Origin of the sequence: Citrobacter sp. XT1-2-2, from assembly GCF_023516235.1 — a bacterium.
Classification (GTDB): Bacteria; Pseudomonadota; Gammaproteobacteria; order Enterobacterales; family Enterobacteriaceae; genus Citrobacter; species Citrobacter werkmanii.
Window position 1 is genome coordinate 1,609,843 of record NZ_CP097324.1, and the last position, 22,332, is coordinate 1,632,174.

Sequence of the window (22,332 nt, forward strand, 5' to 3'; positions counted from 1 at the left end):
CGCGATAAGTAATTCGATTAACGCTTAGTCCCTGACTAAGCCAACTGGAAGCATGCTGACTATGGCTACGATTCATGTAGACGGCAAAGAATATGAGGTCAACGGAGCGGACAACCTGCTGGAAGCTTGTCTGTCTCTCGGCCTTGATATTCCGTACTTTTGCTGGCACCCGGCGCTGGGCAGCGTCGGTGCTTGCCGCCAGTGTGCGGTGAAGCAATATCAAAACGCGGAAGATACGCGTGGTCGCCTGGTGATGTCTTGTATGACACCAGCCACCGAAGGCACCTTTATTTCTATTGATGACGAAGAAGCGAAACAGTTCCGCGAAAGCGTTGTTGAGTGGTTGATGACCAACCACCCGCACGACTGTCCGGTCTGCGAAGAGGGCGGTAACTGCCACCTGCAGGATATGACCGTCATGACCGGTCATAGCTTCCGTCGCTATCGCTTCACGAAGCGTACGCACCGCAACCAGGATCTGGGGCCGTTCATCTCTCACGAAATGAACCGCTGTATCGCCTGCTATCGCTGCGTACGTTACTACAAAGATTACGCCGATGGCGCGGATCTGGGCGTGTATGGCGCGCATGACAACGTCTACTTCGGTCGCCCGGAAGACGGTACGCTGGAAAGCGAATTCTCCGGTAACCTGGTCGAGATTTGCCCGACCGGCGTGTTCACCGATAAAACGCACTCCGAGCGCTACAACCGTAAGTGGGACATGCAGTTTGCGCCGAGCATCTGCCAGCAGTGTTCCATTGGCTGTAACACCAGCCCGGGCGAGCGCTACGGTGAATTGCGTCGTATCGAAAACCGCTACAACGGTACCGTTAACCACTACTTCCTCTGCGACCGTGGTCGTTTTGGCTATGGTTACGTGAACCTGAAAGACCGTCCGCGTCAGCCGGTACAGCGTCGTGGCGATGATCTGATCACGCTCAACGCCGAACAGGCGATGCAGGGCGCGGCAGATATTCTGCGCCAGTCGAAGAAAGTGATTGGTATCGGCTCCCCGCGTGCCAGCGTTGAAAGCAACTTCGCGCTGCGCGAACTGGTCGGCGCGGATAACTTCTATACCGGTATCGCCCAGGGTGAGCAGGAACGTCTGCAACTGGCGCTGAGCGTGCTGCGTGACGGCGGTATTCATACCCCGGCGCTGCGTGAAATCGAGTCTTACGATGCGGTTCTGGTGCTGGGCGAAGACGTCACCCAGACCGGCGCGCGCGTTGCGCTGGCGGTGCGTCAGGCGGTGAAAGGTAAAGCACGCGAAATGGCGGCGGCGCAGAAAGTGGCCGACTGGCAGATTGCGGCAATCCTTAACATCGGTCAGCGCGCTAAGCACCCGCTGTTTGTGACTAACGTCGATAATACCCGTCTGGATGATATCGCTGCATGGACCTACCGTGCGCCGGTTGAAGATCAGGCGCGTTTAGGTTTCGCTATCGCCCACGCGCTGGATAACAACGCCCCGGCGGTTGACGGTATCGATCGTGACCTGCAGAACAAAATTGACGTGATCGTTCAGGCATTAGCCGGAGCGAAGAAACCACTGATTATTTCCGGCACCAACGCCGGTAGCGCCGAAGTAATTCAGGCTGCTGCCAACGTGGCGAAGGCGCTGAAAGGTCGTGGCGCTGACGTCGGCATTACCATGATTGCGCGCTCTGTTAACAGCATGGGCCTGGGTATGATTGGCGGTGGTTCTCTTGACGATGCGCTGACCGAGCTGGAAACAGGTCGTGCTGACGCCGTTGTGGTGCTGGAAAATGACCTGCATCGCCATGCTTCAGCAACGCGTGTTAATGCCGCGCTGGCGAAAGCGCCGCTGGTACTGGTTGTTGACCATCAGCGTACAGCAATTATGGAAAACGCCCATCTGGTGCTTTCCGCCGCGAGCTTTGCCGAAAGCGATGGGACGGTGATTAACAACGAAGGCCGCGCGCAGCGCTTCTTCCAGGTCTATGACCCTGCCTACTACGACAGCAACACCGTGATGCTGGAAAGCTGGCGCTGGCTGCACTCGCTGCACAGCACCGTGCAGAGCCGTGAAGTGGACTGGACGCAGCTCGACCATGTTATCGACGCGGTTGTTGAGAAGCTGCCGCAATTGGCTGGGATCAAAGATGCCGCGCCGGATGCAAGCTTCCGTATCCGTGGACAGAAACTGGCGCGTGAGCCGCACCGCTACAGCGGTCGTACCGCGATGCGGGCTAACATCAGCGTCCATGAACCTCGTCAGCCGCAGGATAAAGACACCATGTTCGCCTTCTCGATGGAAGGGAACAACCAGCCGTCTGCGCCGCGTTCACAAATTCCGTTTGCCTGGGCTCCGGGCTGGAACTCCCCACAGGCGTGGAACAAGTTCCAGGATGAAGTGGGCGGTAAACTGCGTCATGGCGATCCGGGCGTGCGTCTGATTGAAGCCTCTGCGGGCGGTATGGATTACTTCACTACCGTTCCGGCGAGCTTCGAAGCTCAGGATGGTCAGTGGCGTATCGCGCCGTACTACCATCTGTTTGGTAGCGACGAATTGTCCCAGCGTGCGCCGGTCTTCCAGACACGTATGCCGCAGCCGTACATCAAACTTAACCCGGCAGACGCCGCGAAGTTGGGTGTTAATGCCGGTACCCGTGTTTCTTTCAGCTACGATGGCAATACGGTCACGCTGCCGGTTGAAATCGCTGAAGGATTAACGGCAGGGCAGGTTGGTTTACCGATGGGTATGCCTGGCATCGCGCCGGTTCTGGCAGGTGCGCGTCTTGAGGATCTGCAGGAGGCACAACAATGAGTTGGATTACACCCGATCTGATTGAGATCCTGCTGAGCATTCTCAAAGCGGTGGTGATTCTGCTGGTGGTGGTCACCTGCGGGGCATTCATGAGCTTTGGCGAACGTCGTCTGCTGGGTCTGTTCCAGAACCGTTACGGGCCGAACCGTGTTGGCTGGGGCGGTTCGCTCCAGCTGGTTGCGGACATGATCAAGATGTTCTTTAAAGAAGACTGGATCCCGAAATTTTCGGATCGCGTCATCTTTACCCTGGCGCCGATGATCGCCTTTACCTCGCTGCTGCTGGCTTTCGCCATCGTGCCGGTGAGCCCAAACTGGGTCGTTGCTGACCTGAACATCGGCATCCTGTTCTTCCTGATGATGGCAGGTCTCGCGGTATACGCGGTACTGTTCGCTGGTTGGTCGAGCAACAACAAATACTCGCTGCTGGGGGCGATGCGTGCTTCTGCGCAGACGCTGAGCTACGAAGTGTTCCTCGGACTGTCCCTGATGGGCGTGGTGGCGCAAGCCGGTTCATTCAACATGACCGACATTGTCAATAACCAGGCTGATATCTGGAACGTTATTCCGCAGTTCTTTGGTTTTGTCACCTTTGCCATCGCGGGCGTGGCGGTATGTCACCGTCACCCGTTTGACCAGCCAGAAGCCGAACAGGAACTGGCCGACGGTTACCACATTGAATATTCCGGTATGAAATTCGGTCTGTTCTTCGTGGGCGAGTACATCGGTATCGTCACCATTTCTGCACTGATGGTTACCCTGTTCTTCGGTGGCTGGCATGGCCCGTTCTTACCGCCATTCGTCTGGTTCGCGCTGAAAACCGCGTTCTTCATGATGATGTTCATTTTGATTCGTGCGTCGTTACCGCGTCCTCGTTATGACCAGGTAATGTCCTTCGGCTGGAAAGTCTGTCTGCCGCTGACGCTCGTCAACTTGTTGGTAACGGCGGCTGTCATTCTGTGGCAGGCGCAATAAGGGACACAAAGACCATGACCTTAAAAGAATTGTTCGTAGGTTTCGGCACCCAGGTACGCAGTATCTGGATGATCGGCCTGCATGCGTTCGCGAAACGCGAAACGCAGATGTACCCGGAAGAGCCGGTCTATCTCCCGCCCCGTTTTCGTGGTCGTATCGTTTTGACCCGCGACCCGGACGGTGAAGAGCGCTGCGTTGCCTGTAACCTGTGCGCGGTAGCATGTCCGGTAGGCTGTATCTCTCTGCAAAAAGCAGAGACCAAAGACGGCCGCTGGTATCCGGAGTTTTTCCGCATTAACTTCTCACGCTGCATTTTCTGCGGTCTGTGCGAAGAAGCCTGTCCGACAACGGCTATTCAGCTGACTCCAGATTTCGAGCTGGGTGAGTACAAGCGCCAGGACCTGGTTTACGAGAAAGAGGATCTGCTGATCTCCGGTCCGGGCAAATACCCGGAATATAACTTCTACCGGATGGCAGGTATGGCAATCGACGGCAAAGATAAGGGCGAAGCAGAGAACGAAGCCAAGCCTATCGACGTCAAGAGCCTGTTACCGTAAGGAGAGGGGCAATGGAGTTCGCTTTTTATATCTGTGGCCTGATAGCCATTCTCGCAACCTTGCGGGTGATCACCCACACCAATCCGGTACACGCACTGCTGTATCTGATTATTTCGCTGCTGGCGATTTCCGGGGTGTTCTTCTCGTTAGGCGCTTACTTCGCCGGTGCGCTGGAAATTATCGTCTACGCGGGCGCCATCATGGTGCTGTTCGTGTTCGTGGTAATGATGCTCAACCTCGGTGGTTCTGAAATTGAACAGGAACGCCAATGGCTGAAACCGCAGGTGTGGATTGGTCCGGCGATTCTGTCGGCCATCATGCTGGTGGTGATTGTGTACGCCATTCTTGGCGTTAACGATCAGGGCATCGACGGTACGCCAATTAGCGCGAAAGCGGTCGGTATTTCCCTGTTCGGACCGTATGTACTGGCGGTCGAACTGGCTTCGATGCTGCTGCTGGCGGGCCTGGTTGTGGCCTTCCACGTGGGTCGCGAAGAGCGTTCAGGTGAAGTACTGAGCAATCGCACCGATGACCGTGCGAAAAGAAAAACGGAGGAGCACGCATGATCCCCTTACAACATGGACTGATCCTCGCGGCTGTCTTATTCGTGCTGGGCTTAACCGGTCTGGTTATCCGCCGCAATCTGCTGTTTATGCTGATTGGGCTGGAAATCATGATTAACGCCTCCGCGCTGGCCTTTGTGGTCGCCGGAAGCTACTGGGGCCAGACCGATGGTCAGGTGATGTACATTCTCGCCATCAGCCTCGCGGCTGCGGAAGCGAGCATTGGACTTGCGCTGTTGCTGCAACTTCATCGCCGTCGCCAGAACCTGAACATCGATTCAGTAAGTGAGATGCGTGGATGAACATGCTTGCCTTAACCATTATTCTGCCATTTATTGGCTTCGTATTACTGGCATTCTCTCGCGGTCGTTGGTCAGAAAATCTGTCCGCTACCGTGGGCGTTGGCTCTATTGGCCTGGCTGCGCTGGTGACGGCGTTTGTTGGCGTTGACTTCTTTGCTAATGGTCAACAAGCCTACAGTCAGCCGCTGTGGACGTGGATGTCTGTCGGTGACTTCAACATCGGCTTTAACCTGGTGCTGGATGGTCTGTCGCTGACTATGCTCAGCGTGGTGACCGGCGTCGGTTTCCTGATCCACATGTTCGCCTCCTGGTATATGCGTGGAGAAGAGGGCTACTCTCGTTTCTTCGCTTACACTAACCTGTTTATCGCCAGCATGGTGGTTCTGGTACTGGCGGATAACCTGCTGCTGATGTATCTCGGTTGGGAAGGCGTGGGCCTGTGTTCCTATCTGCTGATCGGCTTCTACTACAGCGATCCGAAGAATGGCGCTGCGGCAATGAAAGCCTTCGTGGTGACCCGTGTCGGTGACGTGTTCCTCGCCTTCGCGCTGTTCATCCTCTACAACGAGCTGGGCACGCTGAACTTCCGCGAAATGGTTGAACTGGCGCCTGCGCACTTTGCCGACGGCAACAACATGCTGATGTGGGCGACCCTGATGCTGCTGGGTGGTGCGGTAGGTAAATCCGCACAGCTGCCGTTGCAGACCTGGCTTGCTGACGCGATGGCCGGCCCGACGCCTGTCTCCGCGCTGATCCACGCCGCGACGATGGTTACCGCTGGTGTCTACCTGATTGCACGTACCCATGGTCTGTTCCTGATGACCCCGGAAATCCTGCATCTGGTGGGGATTATCGGTGCGATCACGCTGGTGCTGGCAGGTTTTGCCGCGCTGGTACAGACCGACATCAAACGCGTTCTCGCTTACTCCACCATGAGCCAGATTGGCTACATGTTCCTCGCGCTCGGCGTTCAGGCATGGGATGCGGCGATTTTCCACTTAATGACTCACGCCTTCTTTAAAGCGCTGCTGTTCCTGGCGTCCGGCTCGGTTATCCTGGCCTGTCATCACGAACAGAACATCTTCAAGATGGGCGGCCTGCGTAAATCTATTCCGCTGGTGTATCTCTGCTTCCTGGTGGGCGGCGCGGCGCTGTCGGCTCTGCCGCTGATTACCGCAGGCTTCTTCAGTAAGGATGAGATTCTGGCCGGTGCGATGGCGAACGGTCATATCAATCTGATGGTTGCAGGACTGGTCGGTGCGTTTATGACCTCGCTGTACACCTTCCGAATGATTTTCATCGTATTCCACGGTAAAGAACAAATTCACGCTCACGCCGGGAAGGGGATTACCCATCATCTGCCGCTGATTGTGCTGATGATCCTGTCCACCTTTGTTGGCGCGCTGATCGTACCGCCGCTGCAGGGAGTGCTGCCTGCAACGACCGAACTTGAGCATGGTCGCGTCATGACGCTGGAAATTACCTCTGGTATCGTCGCGATTGCGGGCATCCTGATCGCAGCATGGCTGTGGCTGGGTAAACGTACGCTTGTGACGTCGATTGCCAACAGTGCGCCGGGCCGTCTGCTGGGTACCTGGTGGTATAACGCCTGGGGCTTTGACTGGTTGTACGACAAAGTATTCGTTAAGCCGTTCCTGGGCATTGCCTGGCTGCTGAAACGCGACCCGCTGAACTCAATGATGAACATTCCGGCTGTCCTTTCCCGCTTTGCAGGTAAAGGCCTGCTGTTAAGCGAGAACGGTTATCTGCGCTGGTATGTGGCATCGATGAGCATTGGCGCCGTCGTTGTGCTGGCACTGTTGATGGTACTGCGTTGAGTTTGAGGGTTGGTATTGTGCCCGACACAACAAACCCAAAGAGAATTTTTAAAATTCGTTGAAAATCAGGTCCAAAAGGACAGGCGTTATCGGCGAAGTCAGAGTGGACACCGCCTGCGCACAGCAACCGGAGCGTACTGAAGTACGTGAGGGTTGCGAGCACAGCCGGGGTTCGCTATGACGAGTGAGATAGCCTGAACGGGACTTAAACAAGGAACAAAGATCACCATGTTATTACCTTGGTTGATATTAATCCCTTTCATCGGTGGCTTCCTGTGCTGGCAGACCGAACGCTTTGGCGTGAAGGTGCCGCGCTGGATCGCGCTGATTACCATGGGACTGACGCTGGCGCTTGGCCTGCAACTGTGGTTGCAGGGCGGCTATTCACTGACGCAATCTGCGGGTATTCCGCAGTGGCAGTCTGAGTTTGTCCTGCCGTGGATCCCACGTTTTGGCATCTCTATCCATTTAGCAATCGACGGCTTGTCGCTGCTGATGGTAGTGCTGACCGGTCTGCTCGGCGTTCTGGCGGTCCTTTGCTCCTGGAATGAAATCGAAAAATACCAGGGCTTCTTCCACCTGAACCTGATGTGGATCTTAGGCGGCGTGATCGGCGTGTTCCTGGCCATCGACATGTTCCTGTTCTTCTTCTTCTGGGAAATGATGCTGGTGCCGATGTACTTCCTGATCGCGCTGTGGGGGCATAAAGCCTCTGACGGGAAAACGCGTATCACGGCGGCGACCAAGTTCTTCATTTATACCCAGGCGAGTGGTCTGGTGATGTTGATTGCCATCCTGGCGCTGGTGTTTGTGCACTACAAAGCGACCGGCGTGTGGACCTTCAACTATGAAGAGCTGCTGAATACCCCGATGTCTCATGGCGTGGAATACCTGCTGATGCTGGGCTTCTTCATCGCCTTTGCGGTGAAAATGCCAGTGGTTCCGCTGCATGGCTGGTTGCCGGACGCGCACTCCCAGGCTCCGACCGCAGGTTCCGTTGACCTGGCGGGGATCTTGCTGAAAACCGCAGCCTACGGTCTGCTGCGTTTCTCTCTGCCGCTGTTCCCGAACGCGTCGGCGGAGTTTGCGCCTATCGCCATGTGGCTTGGCGTAATTGGTATCTTCTACGGCGCGTGGATGGCCTTTAATCAGTACGACATCAAACGTCTGATTGCCTATACCTCCGTATCCCACATGGGCTTCGTGCTGATTGCTATCTACACCGGCAGTCAACTGGCCTACCAGGGCGCGGTAATTCAGATGATTGCGCACGGTCTGTCCGCAGCCGGTCTGTTCATCCTGTGTGGTCAGCTGTACGAACGTCTGCACACGCGTGACATGCGCATGATGGGTGGTTTGTGGGGCAAAATGAAATGGTTGCCTGCGCTGTCCATGTTCTTCGCAGTCTGTACGCTGGGTATGCCGGGTACAGGTAACTTCGTTGGCGAATTTATGATTCTGTTCGGCAGCTACCAGGTGGTTCCGGTTATTACCGTGATCTCGACCTTTGGTCTGGTGTTTGCCTCTGTATACTCGCTGGCGATGCTGCATCGCGCTTACTTTGGTAAGGCGAAGAGCCAGATTGCCAGTGTAGAACTGCCAGGGATGTCGCTGCGTGAGCTGTTTATCATCCTGTTGCTGGTCGTGCTTCTGGTACTGCTTGGCTTCTATCCGCAGCCGATTCTGGATACCTCGCATTCTGCGATGAGCAACATCCAGCAGTGGTTTGTTAATTCCGTTACTACTACAAGGCCGTAAATCGCCATGACAATAACTCCACAACACCTGATTGCGCTGCTACCGCTGCTGATCGTCGGCTTGACGGTGGTGGTTGTGATGCTCTCCATTGCGTGGCGACGCAATCACTTCCTCAATGCCACGCTGTCGGTCATTGGGCTTAACGCCGCGTTGGTTTCGCTCTGGTTTGTTGGCCAGGCGGGCGCCATGGACGTCACCCCGCTGATGCGGGTTGACGGTTTCGCCATGCTCTATACCGGGCTGGTGCTGCTGGCAAGTCTTGCCACCTGTACCTTTGCTTACCCGTGGCTGGAAGGTTACGACGACAACCGGGAAGAGTTCTACCTGCTGGTGCTGATTGCTGCACTCGGCGGTATTCTGCTGGCAAATGCTAACCATCTGGCGGCGCTGTTCCTCGGTATCGAACTGATTTCTCTGCCGCTGTTTGGTCTGGTTGGCTATGCGTTCCGTCAGAAACGTTCTCTGGAAGCCAGTATCAAATACACCATTCTGTCTGCCGCAGCGTCTTCCTTCCTGCTGTTCGGTATGGCGCTGGTGTACGCGCAGTCTGGCAACCTGTCGTTTGTAGCGCTCGGTAAGAGCCTTGGCGACGGCATGCTGCACGAACCGCTGCTGCTGGCGGGCTTCGGTCTGATGATTGTTGGCCTCGGCTTTAAACTCTCGCTGGTTCCGTTCCACCTGTGGACGCCAGACGTATACCAGGGCGCTCCGGCTCCGGTTTCCACCTTCCTGGCGACGGCGAGCAAAATCGCTATCTTCGGCGTAGTGATGCGTCTGTTCCTGTATGCGCCGGTTGGCGACAGCGAAGCGGTACGTACCGTGCTGGGCGTGATCGCCTTTGCTTCCATCATCTTCGGTAACCTGATGGCGCTGAGCCAGACCAACATCAAGCGTCTGCTCGGTTACTCCTCCATCTCTCACCTCGGCTATCTGCTGGTGGCGTTGATTGCCCTGCAGAGCGGCGAGATGTCGATGGAAGCGGTTGGCGTTTACCTGGCCGGTTACCTGTTCAGCAGCCTCGGCGCGTTCGGTGTGGTCAGCCTGATGTCCAGCCCGTACCGTGGCCCGGATGCAGATTCTCTGTTCTCCTACCGTGGTCTGTTCTGGCATCGCCCGATCCTCGCGGCAGTGATGACGGTAATGATGCTGTCTCTGGCGGGTATCCCGATGACGCTGGGCTTTATCGGTAAGTTCTACGTGCTGGCGGTCGGTGTGCAGGCTAACCTGTGGTGGCTGGTTGCTGCCGTGGTGGTCGGTTCCGCGATTGGTTTGTACTACTACCTGCGTGTTGCCGTGAGCTTGTACCTGAGCGCGCCGCAACAACTGAACCGCGATGCGCCGTCTAACTGGCAGTACAGCGCGGGTGGGATCGTGGTGCTGATTTCTGCTCTGTTGGTGCTGGTGCTGGGTATCTGGCCGCAACCGCTGATCAGCATTGTGCAGTTAGCGGCACCGCTGATGTAATACATCATGCTGTAAACAAAAAAGAGTCTGGGCAATGTCCAGACTCTTTTTTTATCTATATTGTGATGCCATAGGCCTGAAGTTTCTGTATAAATTTAATCGCACCATTAAAGTTTAAGTGGTCGCCATCCTGAAAGTCGTGACGAGTAAAGTCCGGGTCACCACTCATATCGATAAGTACAATATTTTCCTTATTTAATGTGATTTGTTGGTAAAATGAAAAAGCCTCATTGACCATTTCTTTATTAATGTTTTCTATATATTTCTGTGGCTGAGGGGGAAATACTATATACATAGCGTATTTATTCTTCTCAGCATTGTGGACCATTTTCTCAATATTACGAGAATTCGAACTCAATGATTCCTTATGACGAAAAAGTTTGGAGTGATTGCTGCCGCGCTGTATGCTGAGTTTGTCCATTTCTTCTTCGCACATTGAACTTTCATTTCTTTGCTCATCAATTAACATATGAAAGTCAAAGTTGAGATATTTATGGTTAACAATGTCTGTTATTGCGGCTATCAACTTTGCTTCGGATATAAATAAACTTAACAGGTTTTTTTCAATGCTACTGCTAATTGACGCTGGTTGATATATCTCATCATGATTGCTGGTGAAAATTTCTTCATCATATTGAATGTATGGGATATTATTTTTTTTGGCGAAAAATTTAAGCTCCTTAAATACGCCACTGTTAAAGCTGCCTTTACTTCTGGCCAATTCATGGTGTAAATCAAAAAAACTCGTGATATGAATATGGTTTTTTAACTTGCCACTCTGAGACAGATGTTCAGTGATAGCCAGGGCAAAGGCAGTATCACCACTTTTAACGGACATATTGGCTGTACAGGTAGCCAATTGCGTTGGTACACCCCACCAGGCATATGACGACCCGGTAACGACATTATCAATAATCTGTGTATTATATTTTTTGTATTCATGTTCCAGATACATGGCATATTTTTTGTTAGTCCCACAAGTCACACGTAGAGGACTATAGTAGATGTAAGAGAAGACATTCGCGCAGTCGAATTTTCTTCTTAAAATATGGCTTCCTTCATCATCATAGATGAGAATTTTAGTTGCATTATCGGGTGACGGATGATTGATGGACTGGATACAGTGTTCAACGTCTGCGGTGATGTCCAGATGTACAAGTTGTGACTGAAAACAATCCGCGATAATGGTACTAAAACTGAGATAATGACTATGGGTGCCATAAAAGAAAATCTTATATTGCGCGGAGCGCAGGAGCGTCATCCAGTATTCTGAAATTATAGGAAGAATAATGTCTACGTCTTTTTCAGTGATATCTCTTGTCGTGAGCGGTATGAGGTTATTGATTAAGGTGACAGATTGTTCATTCTCCTCTATATGTTGCTGGCCTGCGATTAAAGTATTCTTGATATTGTCGATGTCTAAATTAAGTTTGTATTTGGCCAGGGATTTTGCATGTTTTTGGAGATCTTTTATGAAACGGTGTTTATCCACGTCACTGCCTGCTTAGAAATGTGAAAATCATGTAGGATAATTGTTGAGGCTATTTTTTGACTCAACGGCTGATATCTAAAAGCGGCAATTTTTAATGATAATTAAAGGGAGGGTATGGTAAAGAGATTTTTTTGTGGGGGAACGACTCCCTTACTCGTTGGAGAACCGCAGAGTAAGGGGGGCTGGTTGGGCGTCAGGCTGAAAGCTGACGGCTCACCAGTGGACCGCTAATGTCTTTCGCTGCGCGCTCCATGACTTCCTGAATCACAGAAGAGAGCTCATTGACCTCAAATTTTGCCACATAACCATCAGCTTTAACCCGGCGAACGTGATCTTCATTGGCGCTACCGGAAAGCGAGGAGTGGATAACGACCGGGATTTTCTTCAGGCGTTCATCGGTCTTGATTTTACGGGTAAGCGTAAAACCGTCCATCTCCGGCATTTCCAGGTCGGTGAGCACCAGGGCTATCTTCTCAGTGATTGGCTTGCCTTCCGCCTGCGCTTCTGCGGAAAGCTGCTGGATTTTTTCCCACGCATCCTTACCTGTCACATGCATCTGATGCGGGATTTCCATGGCGTTAAGCCCTTTCTCCAGCATCGCGCGCGCGACTTTCGAATCTTCTGCCACAATCGCCACCGCACCCGGCGTGATGTTGAATTTACTGGTTTTCAGGTCTGTCGCGCGTAAATCGTGATTGGACGGTACGATGTCGTAAAGAATTTGTTCAACATCGAGTACCAGCGCCAGGTTGTTGGTCTCTTTGTCGTCATCCAGGCAGGCGATACTGGTGATGTAGCGACCGTTGACGGCTTTCTCGGCGGTATGTACCTGTTGCCAGTCCAGACGCATAATGTTTTCCACTGACTCCACCGCAAACGCCTGTACGCTGCGGGCGTATTCCGTAATGAGCAGGATGTTGAGCCCGGTCTCTGGTTTACAGCCCGCCACCGCCGGCAGGTCAATCACCGGGATCACTTGATCGCGAATGTTCACCATACCTAACAGTGGAGCTTTCATTCCCGCCGGACGCGTAAACGTCGGCATCGGCACGATTTCACGCAGTTTGAATACGTTGATGCCAAACAGCTCTGATTTCTGCTCCTCGATGGATTTGCCGAGGCGAAACAGCAGCAGTTCAAAACGGTTAGACAGGGTTAGATTGGTCCTGTCATCAATATCTTTCTGGAAATTGTTCATCCTGTCCTCAGTGTGAAAGCCAGCCTTTTCTCTGTTATCGGCACTGAGGCGAAAAAATAGAGCGTTAAACGGTGAAAATGGCGAAATCGTGAGCCAGTTCTGTTGCCGGGAATAGCGTTCTGCACTCTTCGAGTAATCGCTGACAGCCTTTTTCATCGTAGCGTGAGCTAACGTGGGTCATGATCAAGCGTCCGACACCCGCTTTAAGCGCCAGTTGCGCGGCTTGTCGGGTTGAACTGTGTCCACGGCTATTGGCCTTCTCCTCCATTGACGCGTCCAGTGTAGTTTCATGCACCATCACATCCACGCCATTTGCCAGTTCGAAGGCACTTGCGCAAGGGCCTGTATCGCCGAAAATCGCCACGGATTTTCCCCTGGTGGCCGGGGCAAGAAAGTCGGCACCGTTAATTACGCGACCATCTTCCAGGACGATGGTTTTCCCGGCTTTCAGCTCCTGGAACCACGGACCGGATTTAACACCAGCCGCCTTCAGCGCACTGGCGTTTAGCGCACCTGGTTTGTCGTGTTCTTCAATGCGAAAACCATAGCATTCCAGCGGATGTTCCAGTGGATATGCCGTTACCTTACGCAGGCCGTCATCGACGATTTCACCCGCGGTGATTTCCACAATATCCAGAGGATAGTCAGTCCATGAACCGCTCAGACGCAAAGCGGTTTCGGTAAATTCCCGTAATCCTTTTGGGCCGTAAAGTGTCAGTGGCTTGACGTTCCCGGCCATCGAACGACTACACAGCAATCCAGGTAAACCAAACAGGTGGTCGCCATGCAGGTGGCTGATAAAGATACGGTCGAGTTTTCCCGGATTGAACGGTGTGGCGAGCATTTGATGCTGTGTTCCTTCGCCACAATCGAAAAGCCACAGCCCCGGCTGAGTCGGGTGTTGCAGATTGAGTAAAATTGCCGTTACATTGCGTGAGCGGGTAGGAACTCCCGCTGACGTGCCTAAAAATAGTAATTCCATCTTTGCGTTACACTTTTCGCCATCGCTAAGGCAGGGTGTTCAGGTTATCACAACAAAGGGGCAGACAATGATTCACTGGCAAGATCTCCACCATGCAAAGCTGAGTACACAAGAACTGTATGCCATTCTTCAGCTTCGCTGCGCGGTGTTTGTTGTTGAACAACAGTGTCCATATCAGGATGTAGATGGCGACGATCTGGTTGGCGAAAATCGGCACATTCTGGGCTGGCACAATGATGAGCTGGTGGCGTATGCGAGGATTCTGAAAAGCGATGACGATCTGGAGCCGGTGGTCATTGGCCGGGTGATAGTCAGCGAAGCGCTACGCGGCGCAAAACTGGGGCAACAGTTGATGACCCAGACGCTGGCGTCCTGTGCGCAACACTGGCCGCACAAGGCGCTGTATCTGGGCGCGCAGGCGCATCTGCAACCGTTTTATGCGCGCTTTGGTTTTATGCCGGTGACGGATATTTATGACGAAGACGGGATTCCACACATCGGAATGGCGCGAGAGGCACATCAGGCTTAAACAGGCGCAAACGGTCCAGGTTGTCTATAGTTAGCGGATACGTCAATAGAAAGGGAGAATACAATGTCTTTTCAATCTTATGAATCACGTATCGATGATGATCTGGAACTCTTGAGCGAAACGCTGGAAGAGGTGTTGCGTTCTTCCGGCGATCCGGCCGATCAAAAATATCTTGAGTTAAAAGCGCGGGCGGAGCGGGCGTTAGAAGAGGTGAGAAATCGCGTCAGCCATGCTTCTGACAATTATTATTTCCGCGCGAAAAAGGCCGTTTGCCGGGCGGATGACTATGTGCATGAAAAACCCTGGCGCGGAATTGGCGTTGGCGCCACGGTCGGTTTAGTGATGGGATTATTGTTAGCGCGGCGATAAATTCCGCTCCGTCATCGCATTTGTTCGTACTCCCTAACTCGGGGTACTGCTTTTTCTGTTCAGTACCCCGTATAATGAGAGGTTTTTAACAGGGAGAGGTCCGCGTGCAATCAATCACTACTGCGCTGGAAGGTCTGATGCGTCATTTGTCGCAAGAGATACCGGCAGCACCTGGAATTCGTATTTACGACATACCTTTCCCTCTGAACGATGCGTTTGACGCTTTAGGATGGCTGGCCAGTCAACCCGTCTGGCCCCAGTTTTACTGGCAGCAGCGTAACGGCGACGAAGAAGCCGCTGTGCTGGGGGCTGTCGCCACGTTTTCCTCGCTGGCATCCGCTCAGCAGTTTTTACGTCAGCACGACAATCAACCTGACCTGCGTATCTGGGGCCTCAATGCGTTCGAGCCCCGGCACGGCAATTTGTTGTTACCGCGACTGGAATGGCGACGCTGCGCCGGAGTGGCGAGCTTACGGTTACACCTTTACAGTGATGTTTCGCTGCGTGAAGACGCCGCACGCGCGGTTGAATTTATTTCCACGCTGGCCAATGTTAAACCATTGCCCGCGCTGCGTTTGAGTTTGGCGGGAGAACAGCACTGGCCTGATAAAGCCGGTTGGATAGATCTGATAAAGCTTGCCACGCACACCATTAATGGGGAAGAACTCGACAAAGTTGTGCTGGCGCGAGCGACAGATTTACAGTTTTCACAGTCGGTGAATGCCGCTGCGGTAATGGCTTCCAGCCGTCGCCTGAACCTTAACTGCTACCATTTCTTTATGGCATTCTCTGCCGACTCCGCTTTTCTTGGCTCTTCCCCTGAACGTTTGTATCGGCGGCGCGACACGGCGTTGCGCACCGAAGCGCTGGCCGGAACCGTTGCCAATCACGCCGAGGATCATCGCGCCTGGCAGTTAGGCGACTGGTTGATGAAAGATGATAAAAACCAGCGCGAGAATATGCTGGTGGTCGAGGATATTTGCCAGCGGCTGCAAGGCTGTACGCAAACCCTTGATGTGCTCCCCCCGCAGGTGCTCAGACTGCGCAAGGTGCAGCATCTACGCCGTTGTATCTGGACGGAACTGAATCAGGCCGACGATACGCTCTGCCTGATGCAACTCCAGCCTACGGCGGCAGTTGCAGGCATTCCGCGTGAGCTGGCGCGCGAATTCATCCGGCAAAATGAACCCTTTGAGCGCGAGTGGTATGCCGGTTCTGCGGGTTATCTTTCTCTGCGCCAAAGTGAATTCTGCGTGTCATTACGTTCGGCGAAAATTAACGCCAACGTGGTCCGCCTGTATGCCGGCGCGGGGATCGTGCGTGGTTCAGATCCTGAGCAAGAATGGCAAGAAATAGACAATAAAGCGGCAGGGTTACGTACCTTATTACAGATGGAAGGATAGTGATTTCGTGTATATTTCCGATTCATATCAAAAATCCATTTATTCGATTCTCTATACTGTGTCGCAATATTGATACCGGACAATCTCATGTCAGTAAGCGCATTTAACCGACGCTGGGCGGCGGTCATACTGGAAGCACTCACTCGCCACGGCGTCAGGCATATCTGCATTGCCCCTGGCTCTCGTTCTACACCGTTGACGCTGGCAGCAGCGGAAAATCCTGCTTTTATCCACCATACCCATTTTGATGAGCGTGGTCTTGGGCATCTGGCTTTAGGTCTGGCAAAAGTGAGTCGCCAGCCAGTCGCCGTGATTGTCACGTCCGGTACGGCAGTGGCGAACCTGTATCCCGCATTGATTGAAGCGGGCCTGACCGGTGAAAAACTGATTTTACTTACGGCTGACCGGCCGCCAGAACTTATCGACTGTGGCGCTAATCAGGCGATTCGTCAGGCCGGCATGTTTGCTTCTCATCCGTCGCAAACGCTCTCTTTACCGCGCCCGACGCAGGACATTCCGGCGAGCTGGCTGGTGTCCACCATTGATAATGCCCTGGGCGCGCTGCATAGCGGGGCGGTTCATATTAATTGCCCCTTTGCGGAACCGCTGTATGGCGACATGGACGAAACGGGTATTGCCTGGCAGCAACGCCTCGGCGACTGGTGGCAGGACGACAAGCCCTGGCTACGTGAAGCGCGTCGGCTGGAAAGCGACAAACAACGTGACTGGTTTTTCTGGCGACAAAAGCGCGGCGTAGTCATCGCGGGTCGTATGAGCGCGGAAGAGGGCAAGAAAGTTGCGCAATGGGCGCAGATGCTCGGTTGGCCGCTGATTGGCGATGTCTTGTCGCAAACAGGACAACCCCTGCCGTGTGCTGACCTGTGGTTGGGGAATGCGAAGGCGGTGACTGAGTTACAGCAGGCGCAGATAGTGGTGCAGCTTGGCTGTAGCCTGACCGGAAAACGACTCCTGCAATGGCAGGCCAACTGCGATCCGCAGGAATACTGGATTGTCGATAATATCGAAGGTCGCCTCGATCCGGCGCATCATCGTGGGCGCAGGCTGGTGGCGAAGGTGGGTGACTGGCTGGATCTACACCCGGCGGAAAAACGCCAACCCTGGTGCGTGGAAATCCCGCGCCTGGCGCAACTGGCATGGCAGGCGGTGGAAGCCCGTCGCGACGTGTTTGGTGAAGCGCAATTAGCCCATCGTATTCACGAGTATCTGCCCGAACAAGGGCAACTGTTCGTGGGTAACAGTCTGGTCGTGCGCCTGATTGATGCGCTGTCGCAGCTTCCGGCTGGTTTTCCAGTTTATAGCAACCGCGGCGCGAGCGGCATTGACGGTCTGCTGTCAACGGCGGCGGGCGTACAGCGCGCCAGCGCAAAATCAACGTTGGCTATCGTCGGTGATTTATCTGCACTGTATGACCTCAATGCGCTGGCGTTATTACGTCAGGTTTCCGCGCCGTTTGTCCTGATAGTGGTCAATAATAACGGTGGGCAGATATTTTCCCTGCTGCCGACGCCGGCAAATGAACGTGAACGGTTCTATCTGATGCCGCAGAACGTGCACTTTGAGCATGCCGCGGCCATGTTTAACCTCAAATATCAGCGCCCAGAAAACTGGGAGCAACTGGAGAGCGCGTTGACAAATGCCTGGCGTACTCCTGCGGCAACGGTTATTGAGCTGGTGGTGAACGAAACTGACGGGGCGCAAACCCTGCAGCAACTGCTGGCGCAGGTAAGCCATCTATGATCCTGCACGCCCAGGCGACCGTTAGCCAGAGTGGATCACCCTGGCTGGTTTTCCTGCACGGGTTCTCCGGCGACTGTCGGGAATGGCAGACGGTCGGCGAAGCGTTTCAGGATTATTCGCGGCTGTATATCGACCTGCCGGGACACGGCGGTTCCGCCGACATCAAGGTGAGCGGGTTCAATGATGTTTGTGCGTTATTGCGTAGCACCTTGCTTAGTTACAACATACTTAGCTACTGGCTGGTGGGCTACTCTCTTGGCGGCAGAGTCGCGATGATGGCGGCCTGTCAGGAGATGCCCGGACTTTGCGGTCTGGTCGTTGAAGGTGGACATCCTGGTTTGCAAAGCGAGGAGGCGCGCGTTCAACGTCGCCTTTCAGATGGCCGCTGGGCCGCGCGTTTTCGCGCTGAACCGCTGCGTGAGGTATTTAATGACTGGTATCAACAGCCGGTATTTTCCTCGCTGAATGCGGCGCAAAGAGAGACGCTGGTCGATCTGCGTAGCCAGAATAATGGGCATACGCTGGCGGCGATGCTGGAGGCCACCTCGCTTGCCGTACAACCTGATTTACGTGCGCGACTCACTGCGCGCACATTTCCGTTTTATTATTTATGTGGTGAACGTGACGATAAATTCCGCGCGCTGGCGACGGAAATGTCAGTACCAAACCATGTGATTCGTAATGCCGGACACAACGCGCATCGGGACAACCCCGCTGGCGTGGTGGACTGTCTGGCTCAGATTCTGCGTCGCTGACTATAGGACATTTTATGATCTATCCTGATGAAACAATGCTTTACGCACTGGTAGAATGGCACGATTGCTCTGCAGGCTATACCGACATTCTCTACGAGAAATCCACCGACGGTATCGCCAAAATCACCATTAATCGTCCGCAGGTACGCAATGCTTTCCGTCCTGTTACCGTAAAAGAGATGATCCAGGCGCTGGCGGATGCCCGCTATGACGACAACATCGGCGTGATCATTCTGACCGGTGCGGGTGACAAAGCGTTCTGCTCAGGTGGCGATCAGAAAGTGCGTGGCGACTACGGCGGATATCAGGATGACTCCGGTGTGCATCACCTGAACGTGCTGGACTTCCAGCGTCAGATTCGTACCTGCCCGAAACCGGTCGTGGCGATGGTGGCAGGGTACTCCATTGGCGGCGGCCATGTACTGCATATGATGTGTGACCTGACCATTGCGGCAGAAAACGCCATCTTTGGTCAGACTGGCCCGAAAGTGGGTTCCTTCGACGGCGGTTGGGGTGCCTCTTATATGGCCCGTATCGTTGGTCAGAAAAAAGCGCGTGAGATCTGGTTCCTGTGCCGTCAGTACGATGCGCAACAGGCGCTGGATATGGGCCTGGTCAACACCGTGGTTCCGCTGGCGGATCTGGAGAAAGAGACCGTACGCTGGTGCCGTGAGATGCTGCAAAACAGCCCGATGGCGCTGCGTTGCCTGAAAGCGGCGCTGAACGCCGACTGCGATGGGCAGGCAGGCCTGCAAGAGCTGGCCGGTAACGCCACCATGCTGTTCTACATGACGGAAGAAGGTCAGGAAGGCCGTAACGCCTTTAACCAGAAACGTCAGCCTGACTTCAGCAAATTCAAACGGAATCCGTAATGCGTAGCGCGCAGGTATACCGCTGGCAGATCCCCATGGACGCGGGGGTGATTCTGCGCGACAGGCGGTTAAAAACGCGTGATGGGTTGTATGTTTGTCTGCGTGACGGCGAGCGTGAAGGGTGGGGAGAGATCTCCCCGCTGCCAGGCTTCAGTCAGGAAAGCTGGGAAGAGGCGCAAACCGAGCTGCTGGCCTGGGTGAAAGGCTGGCTGCAAGGGGATGCTTCTTTACCACAACTGCCTTCTGTCGCTTTTGGCGCAAGCTGTGCGCTGGCCGAACTGGCAGACGCTTTGCCGGAGGCTGCAGACTATCGTGCTGCGCCTCTGTGTACGGGCGATCCTGACGATCTGGTGCTGCAACTGGCGGATATGCCGGGCGAAAAAGTCGCCAAGACCAAGGTTGGGCTGTATGAAGCGGTTCGCGACGGGATGGTAGCCAATCTGCTGCTGGAGGCGATTCCGGAGCTGCATCTGCGACTTGACGCCAACCGTGCCTGGACGCCGTTGAAAGCCCAACAGTTCGCGAAATACGTCAATCCAGAGTATCGTGGACGCATTGCCTTCCTTGAAGAACCATGTAAAACGCGCGATGACTCACGCGCATTCGCGCGTGAAACCGGCATCGCTATCGCCTGGGACGAAAGTCTGCGCGAAGCGGATTTCACCTTTGAAGCCGAAGAGGGTGTCAAGGCTGTGGTTATCAAACCGACGCTGACCGGTAGTCTCGACAAAGTGCGTGAACAGGTTGCGGCAGCGCATGCGCTTGGTCTCACCGCCGTTATCAGTTCATCTATTGAGTCGAGTCTTGGCTTAACCCAACTGGCGAGAATTGCCGCCTGGCTGACGCCGCAGACCATTCCGGGTCTGGACACGCTGAGTCTGATGCAGTGCCAGCAGGTACGCGCCTGGCCGGGTAGCGCGTTGCCGTGTATTGCCGTTGATGCGCTGGAACGCCTGCTATGACCTCATGGGAAACGCCTGCTAGCGCGAGCTTAGCGGGCACTGACTGGCCCTGGCGCGACTGGCGACAGGTTCGTGCGCAGGCGCCAGCCCTGCGCCTCAACGATGAAGTATTAAGCTGGAGTGAGCTTTGCACGCGCGTCGATCATCTGGCCTGCGGGTTTGCCGCTCAGGGCGTGGAAGAGGGCGATGGCGTCCTGCTCCGCGCATGGAATCATCCGCGAGCCTTACTGGCCTGGCTCGCGCTGCTGCAATGTGGGGCGCGGGTTTTACCTGTGAACCCGCAGTTGCCACAGTCGTTGCTTGACGCGCTGGTTCCGGACTTAACGCTACGTTTTGCGTTGGATCTGGAGGCGGCTACCGCGTTCCCGGGGCTGAATCCGTTGCAGATGCAGGTGCTACCTGGCGCACATGCCGCCGCGTGGTTGCCTCAGCGCTTGAGCACAATGACGTTAACCTCAGGTTCCACCGGATTGCCGAAAGCGGCGGTTCACACCTGTCAGGCGCATCTGGCAAGTGCGCAGGGGGTGCTGTCATTAATGCCGTTTGGTGCTGAAGATGACTGGCTGCTTTCACTGCCGCTGTTTCATGTCTCCGGCCAGGGTATTTTATGGCGCTGGTTGTTTGCCGGAGCGCGAATGACCGTGCGCGACAAGCAGCCGCTGGGACAAATGCTGGTCGGCTGCACCCATGCCTCGCTGGTCCCTACTCAGTTGTGGCGCTTGTTGGTCAATAAAACACCGATCACGCTCAAAGCGGTGCTGCTGGGCGGCGCGGCTATTCCTGTTGAGTTGACGGAGCAGGCGCGCGATCAGGGGATTCGCTGCTGGTGCGGTTATGGACTGACGGAATTCGCTTCCACCGTCTGTGCGAAAGAAGCGGATGGTCTGGCAGATGTCGGTTCAGCCTTAGCGGGCAGAGAAGTCAGAATCGTGGATGACGAAGTCTGGCTGCGTGCGGCCAGCATGGCGCAAGGCTACTGGCGCAACGGGCAGCTTACCCCTCTGGTTAACGCGGAAGGCTGGTTTGCCACCCGCGATCGTGGGGTGTTAAAGGACGGCAAATTAACCATTATCGGTCGCATGGACAATCTGTTTTTTAGCGGCGGGGAAGGCATACAGCCAGAGGAAGTGGAACGCGTGATTGCAGCGCATCCGCAGGTTCTGCAGGCCTTTATTGTCCCGTTAGAAGATAAAGAGTTTGGTCATCGTCCGGTGGCGGTCGTCGAGTATGACACCGATGCTGGCGATGCCAATCTTGCGGAGTGGGTTCAGGATAAGCTGGCCCGTTTTCAGCAACCGGTTTGTTGGCTGACGTTGCCGCCCGAGCTCAAAGCCGGAGGGATTAAAATCTCTCGTCGCGCGTTGGCGGATTGGGTAAGTGCTTCATCATTAACATTAAGAAAACATTAATTACATTTCTCATTTTTGCCATTCCGTCGCTATTGTCGTTTTGTTTATCAGCAAAAGTGTAACCTGATGTGAAATTCATTAACAAAAGGTGCGCTATGGAATGGCATGTGAAGAAGTCTTGCTGTCACAAGAAAGCAGGGAGGCTCTATATCGTACTTTGCGATAGCGGTGGTTCACTTAAGATGCTTGCTGAGGCGCAATCTTCCGAACGGGTTAAGCCCGGCGATCTCCTTTCACCGCTGAAAGACGCCCAGTATTGTGTTAATCGTGATGCATCTCGCGTGATTAAAATAATCGATGCCAGACAGTACATATGTGACGAATGGGAGCGCCTGGTACGACTGTCGGCAGATAAATGA

Annotated in this window: 20 protein-coding genes; 17 read left to right on the top strand and 3 right to left on the bottom strand. The window is 54.3% G+C overall.

Going from position 1 to position 22,332, the window contains the following annotated elements:
• The first annotated feature begins 61 nt into the window (after window positions 1-61).
• The 8 genes from nuoG (at window position 62) to nuoN (ending at window position 10,244) form a co-directional block, all read left to right on the top strand.
• A complete protein-coding gene (nuoG, locus tag M4I31_RS07610) occupies window positions 62-2,788 on the top strand; it encodes an NADH-quinone oxidoreductase subunit NuoG (protein ID WP_085048253.1) in 2,727 nt (908 codons plus the stop codon).
• The gene (gene nuoH / locus M4I31_RS07615; protein ID WP_003028063.1) at window positions 2,785-3,762 is read left to right on the top strand and encodes an NADH-quinone oxidoreductase subunit NuoH; all 978 of its coding nucleotides are present in this window, start codon (window positions 2,785-2,787) and stop codon (window positions 3,760-3,762) included. The genes nuoG and nuoH overlap by 4 nt, the downstream gene beginning before the upstream one ends.
• Window positions 3,763-3,776: 14 nt before the next feature.
• Complete coding sequence (gene nuoI, locus M4I31_RS07620) at window positions 3,777-4,319, top strand: NADH-quinone oxidoreductase subunit NuoI (RefSeq protein ID WP_003028062.1); 543 nt, start codon at window positions 3,777-3,779, stop codon at window positions 4,317-4,319.
• A gap of 11 nt (window positions 4,320-4,330) precedes the next feature.
• Window positions 4,331-4,885, top strand: coding sequence for an NADH-quinone oxidoreductase subunit J (gene nuoJ / locus M4I31_RS07625; protein WP_003028059.1), 555 nt, complete (start codon window positions 4,331-4,333; stop codon window positions 4,883-4,885).
• A complete protein-coding gene (gene nuoK, locus M4I31_RS07630) occupies window positions 4,882-5,184 on the top strand; it encodes an NADH-quinone oxidoreductase subunit NuoK (RefSeq protein WP_006683663.1) in 303 nt (100 codons plus the stop codon). The genes nuoJ and nuoK overlap by 4 nt, the downstream gene beginning before the upstream one ends.
• A complete protein-coding gene (nuoL, locus tag M4I31_RS07635; RefSeq protein ID WP_069323385.1) occupies window positions 5,181-7,022 on the top strand; it encodes an NADH-quinone oxidoreductase subunit L in 1,842 nt (613 codons plus the stop codon). Before nuoK ends, nuoL begins: the two co-directional genes overlap by 4 nt.
• A 228-nt stretch (window positions 7,023-7,250) precedes the next feature.
• Window positions 7,251-8,780 carry an NADH-quinone oxidoreductase subunit M gene (gene nuoM / locus M4I31_RS07640; protein ID WP_003027692.1) on the top strand — a complete coding sequence of 510 codons (1,530 nt, stop codon included), beginning with the start codon at window positions 7,251-7,253 and terminating at the stop codon, window positions 8,778-8,780.
• A gap of 6 nt (window positions 8,781-8,786) precedes the next feature.
• Window positions 8,787-10,244: an NADH-quinone oxidoreductase subunit NuoN gene (nuoN, locus tag M4I31_RS07645; RefSeq protein ID WP_038642295.1), complete on the top strand. Its 1,458-nt coding sequence runs from the start codon at window positions 8,787-8,789 to the stop codon at window positions 10,242-10,244.
• Between the two features lie 55 nt (window positions 10,245-10,299).
• On the opposite strand, the gene M4I31_RS07650 is transcribed toward nuoN, so the two are convergent.
• The 3 genes from M4I31_RS07650 to rbn all read right to left on the bottom strand — a co-directional run bounded on the left by M4I31_RS07650 (window position 10,300) and on the right by rbn (window position 13,916).
• A complete protein-coding gene (locus M4I31_RS07650; RefSeq protein WP_085047814.1) occupies window positions 10,300-11,736 on the bottom strand; it encodes a hypothetical protein in 1,437 nt (478 codons plus the stop codon).
• Between the two features lie 193 nt (window positions 11,737-11,929).
• Window positions 11,930-12,934, bottom strand: coding sequence for a chemotaxis protein (locus M4I31_RS07655; protein ID WP_038642291.1), 1,005 nt, complete (start codon window positions 12,932-12,934; stop codon window positions 11,930-11,932).
• A 64-nt stretch (window positions 12,935-12,998) separates the two neighbouring features.
• The gene (rbn, locus tag M4I31_RS07660) at window positions 12,999-13,916 is read right to left on the bottom strand and encodes a ribonuclease BN (protein WP_085047815.1); all 918 of its coding nucleotides are present in this window, start codon (window positions 13,914-13,916) and stop codon (window positions 12,999-13,001) included.
• 67 nt (window positions 13,917-13,983) lie between these two features.
• On the opposite strand from rbn, the gene M4I31_RS07665 reads away from it, so the two are divergent.
• The 9 genes from M4I31_RS07665 to pmrD all read left to right on the top strand — a co-directional run bounded on the left by M4I31_RS07665 (window position 13,984) and on the right by pmrD (window position 22,332).
• A complete protein-coding gene (locus M4I31_RS07665) occupies window positions 13,984-14,445 on the top strand; it encodes a GNAT family N-acetyltransferase (protein WP_038642287.1) in 462 nt (153 codons plus the stop codon).
• A 63-nt stretch (window positions 14,446-14,508) separates the two neighbouring features.
• Entirely contained in the window at window positions 14,509-14,814 is a 306-nt protein-coding gene (gene elaB, locus M4I31_RS07670; protein WP_006683669.1) for a stress response protein ElaB, read from the top strand.
• Window positions 14,815-14,918: 104 nt separating this feature from the next.
• Window positions 14,919-16,217, top strand: a complete 1,299-nt coding sequence (gene menF, locus M4I31_RS07675; protein WP_085047816.1) for an isochorismate synthase MenF — start codon at window positions 14,919-14,921, stop codon at window positions 16,215-16,217.
• A gap of 87 nt (window positions 16,218-16,304) precedes the next feature.
• Window positions 16,305-17,975, top strand: coding sequence for a 2-succinyl-5-enolpyruvyl-6-hydroxy-3-cyclohexene-1-carboxylic-acid synthase (gene menD, locus M4I31_RS07680; RefSeq protein WP_085047817.1), 1,671 nt, complete (start codon window positions 16,305-16,307; stop codon window positions 17,973-17,975).
• Window positions 17,972-18,730, top strand: coding sequence for a 2-succinyl-6-hydroxy-2,4-cyclohexadiene-1-carboxylate synthase (gene menH / locus M4I31_RS07685; RefSeq protein ID WP_085047818.1), 759 nt, complete (start codon window positions 17,972-17,974; stop codon window positions 18,728-18,730). Before menD ends, menH begins: the two co-directional genes overlap by 4 nt.
• Window positions 18,731-18,744: 14 nt before the next feature.
• Window positions 18,745-19,602, top strand: coding sequence for a 1,4-dihydroxy-2-naphthoyl-CoA synthase (gene menB, locus M4I31_RS07690; RefSeq protein ID WP_085047819.1), 858 nt, complete (start codon window positions 18,745-18,747; stop codon window positions 19,600-19,602).
• Complete coding sequence (menC, locus tag M4I31_RS07695; RefSeq protein WP_085047820.1) at window positions 19,602-20,564, top strand: o-succinylbenzoate synthase; 963 nt, start codon at window positions 19,602-19,604, stop codon at window positions 20,562-20,564. Before menB ends, menC begins: the two co-directional genes overlap by 1 nt.
• Window positions 20,561-21,973 carry an o-succinylbenzoate--CoA ligase gene (menE, locus tag M4I31_RS07700; protein WP_085047821.1) on the top strand — a complete coding sequence of 471 codons (1,413 nt, stop codon included), beginning with the start codon at window positions 20,561-20,563 and terminating at the stop codon, window positions 21,971-21,973. The genes menC and menE overlap by 4 nt, the downstream gene beginning before the upstream one ends.
• A 95-nt stretch (window positions 21,974-22,068) precedes the next feature.
• Window positions 22,069-22,332 carry a signal transduction protein PmrD gene (gene pmrD, locus M4I31_RS07705; RefSeq protein WP_085047822.1) on the top strand — a complete coding sequence of 88 codons (264 nt, stop codon included), beginning with the start codon at window positions 22,069-22,071 and terminating at the stop codon, window positions 22,330-22,332.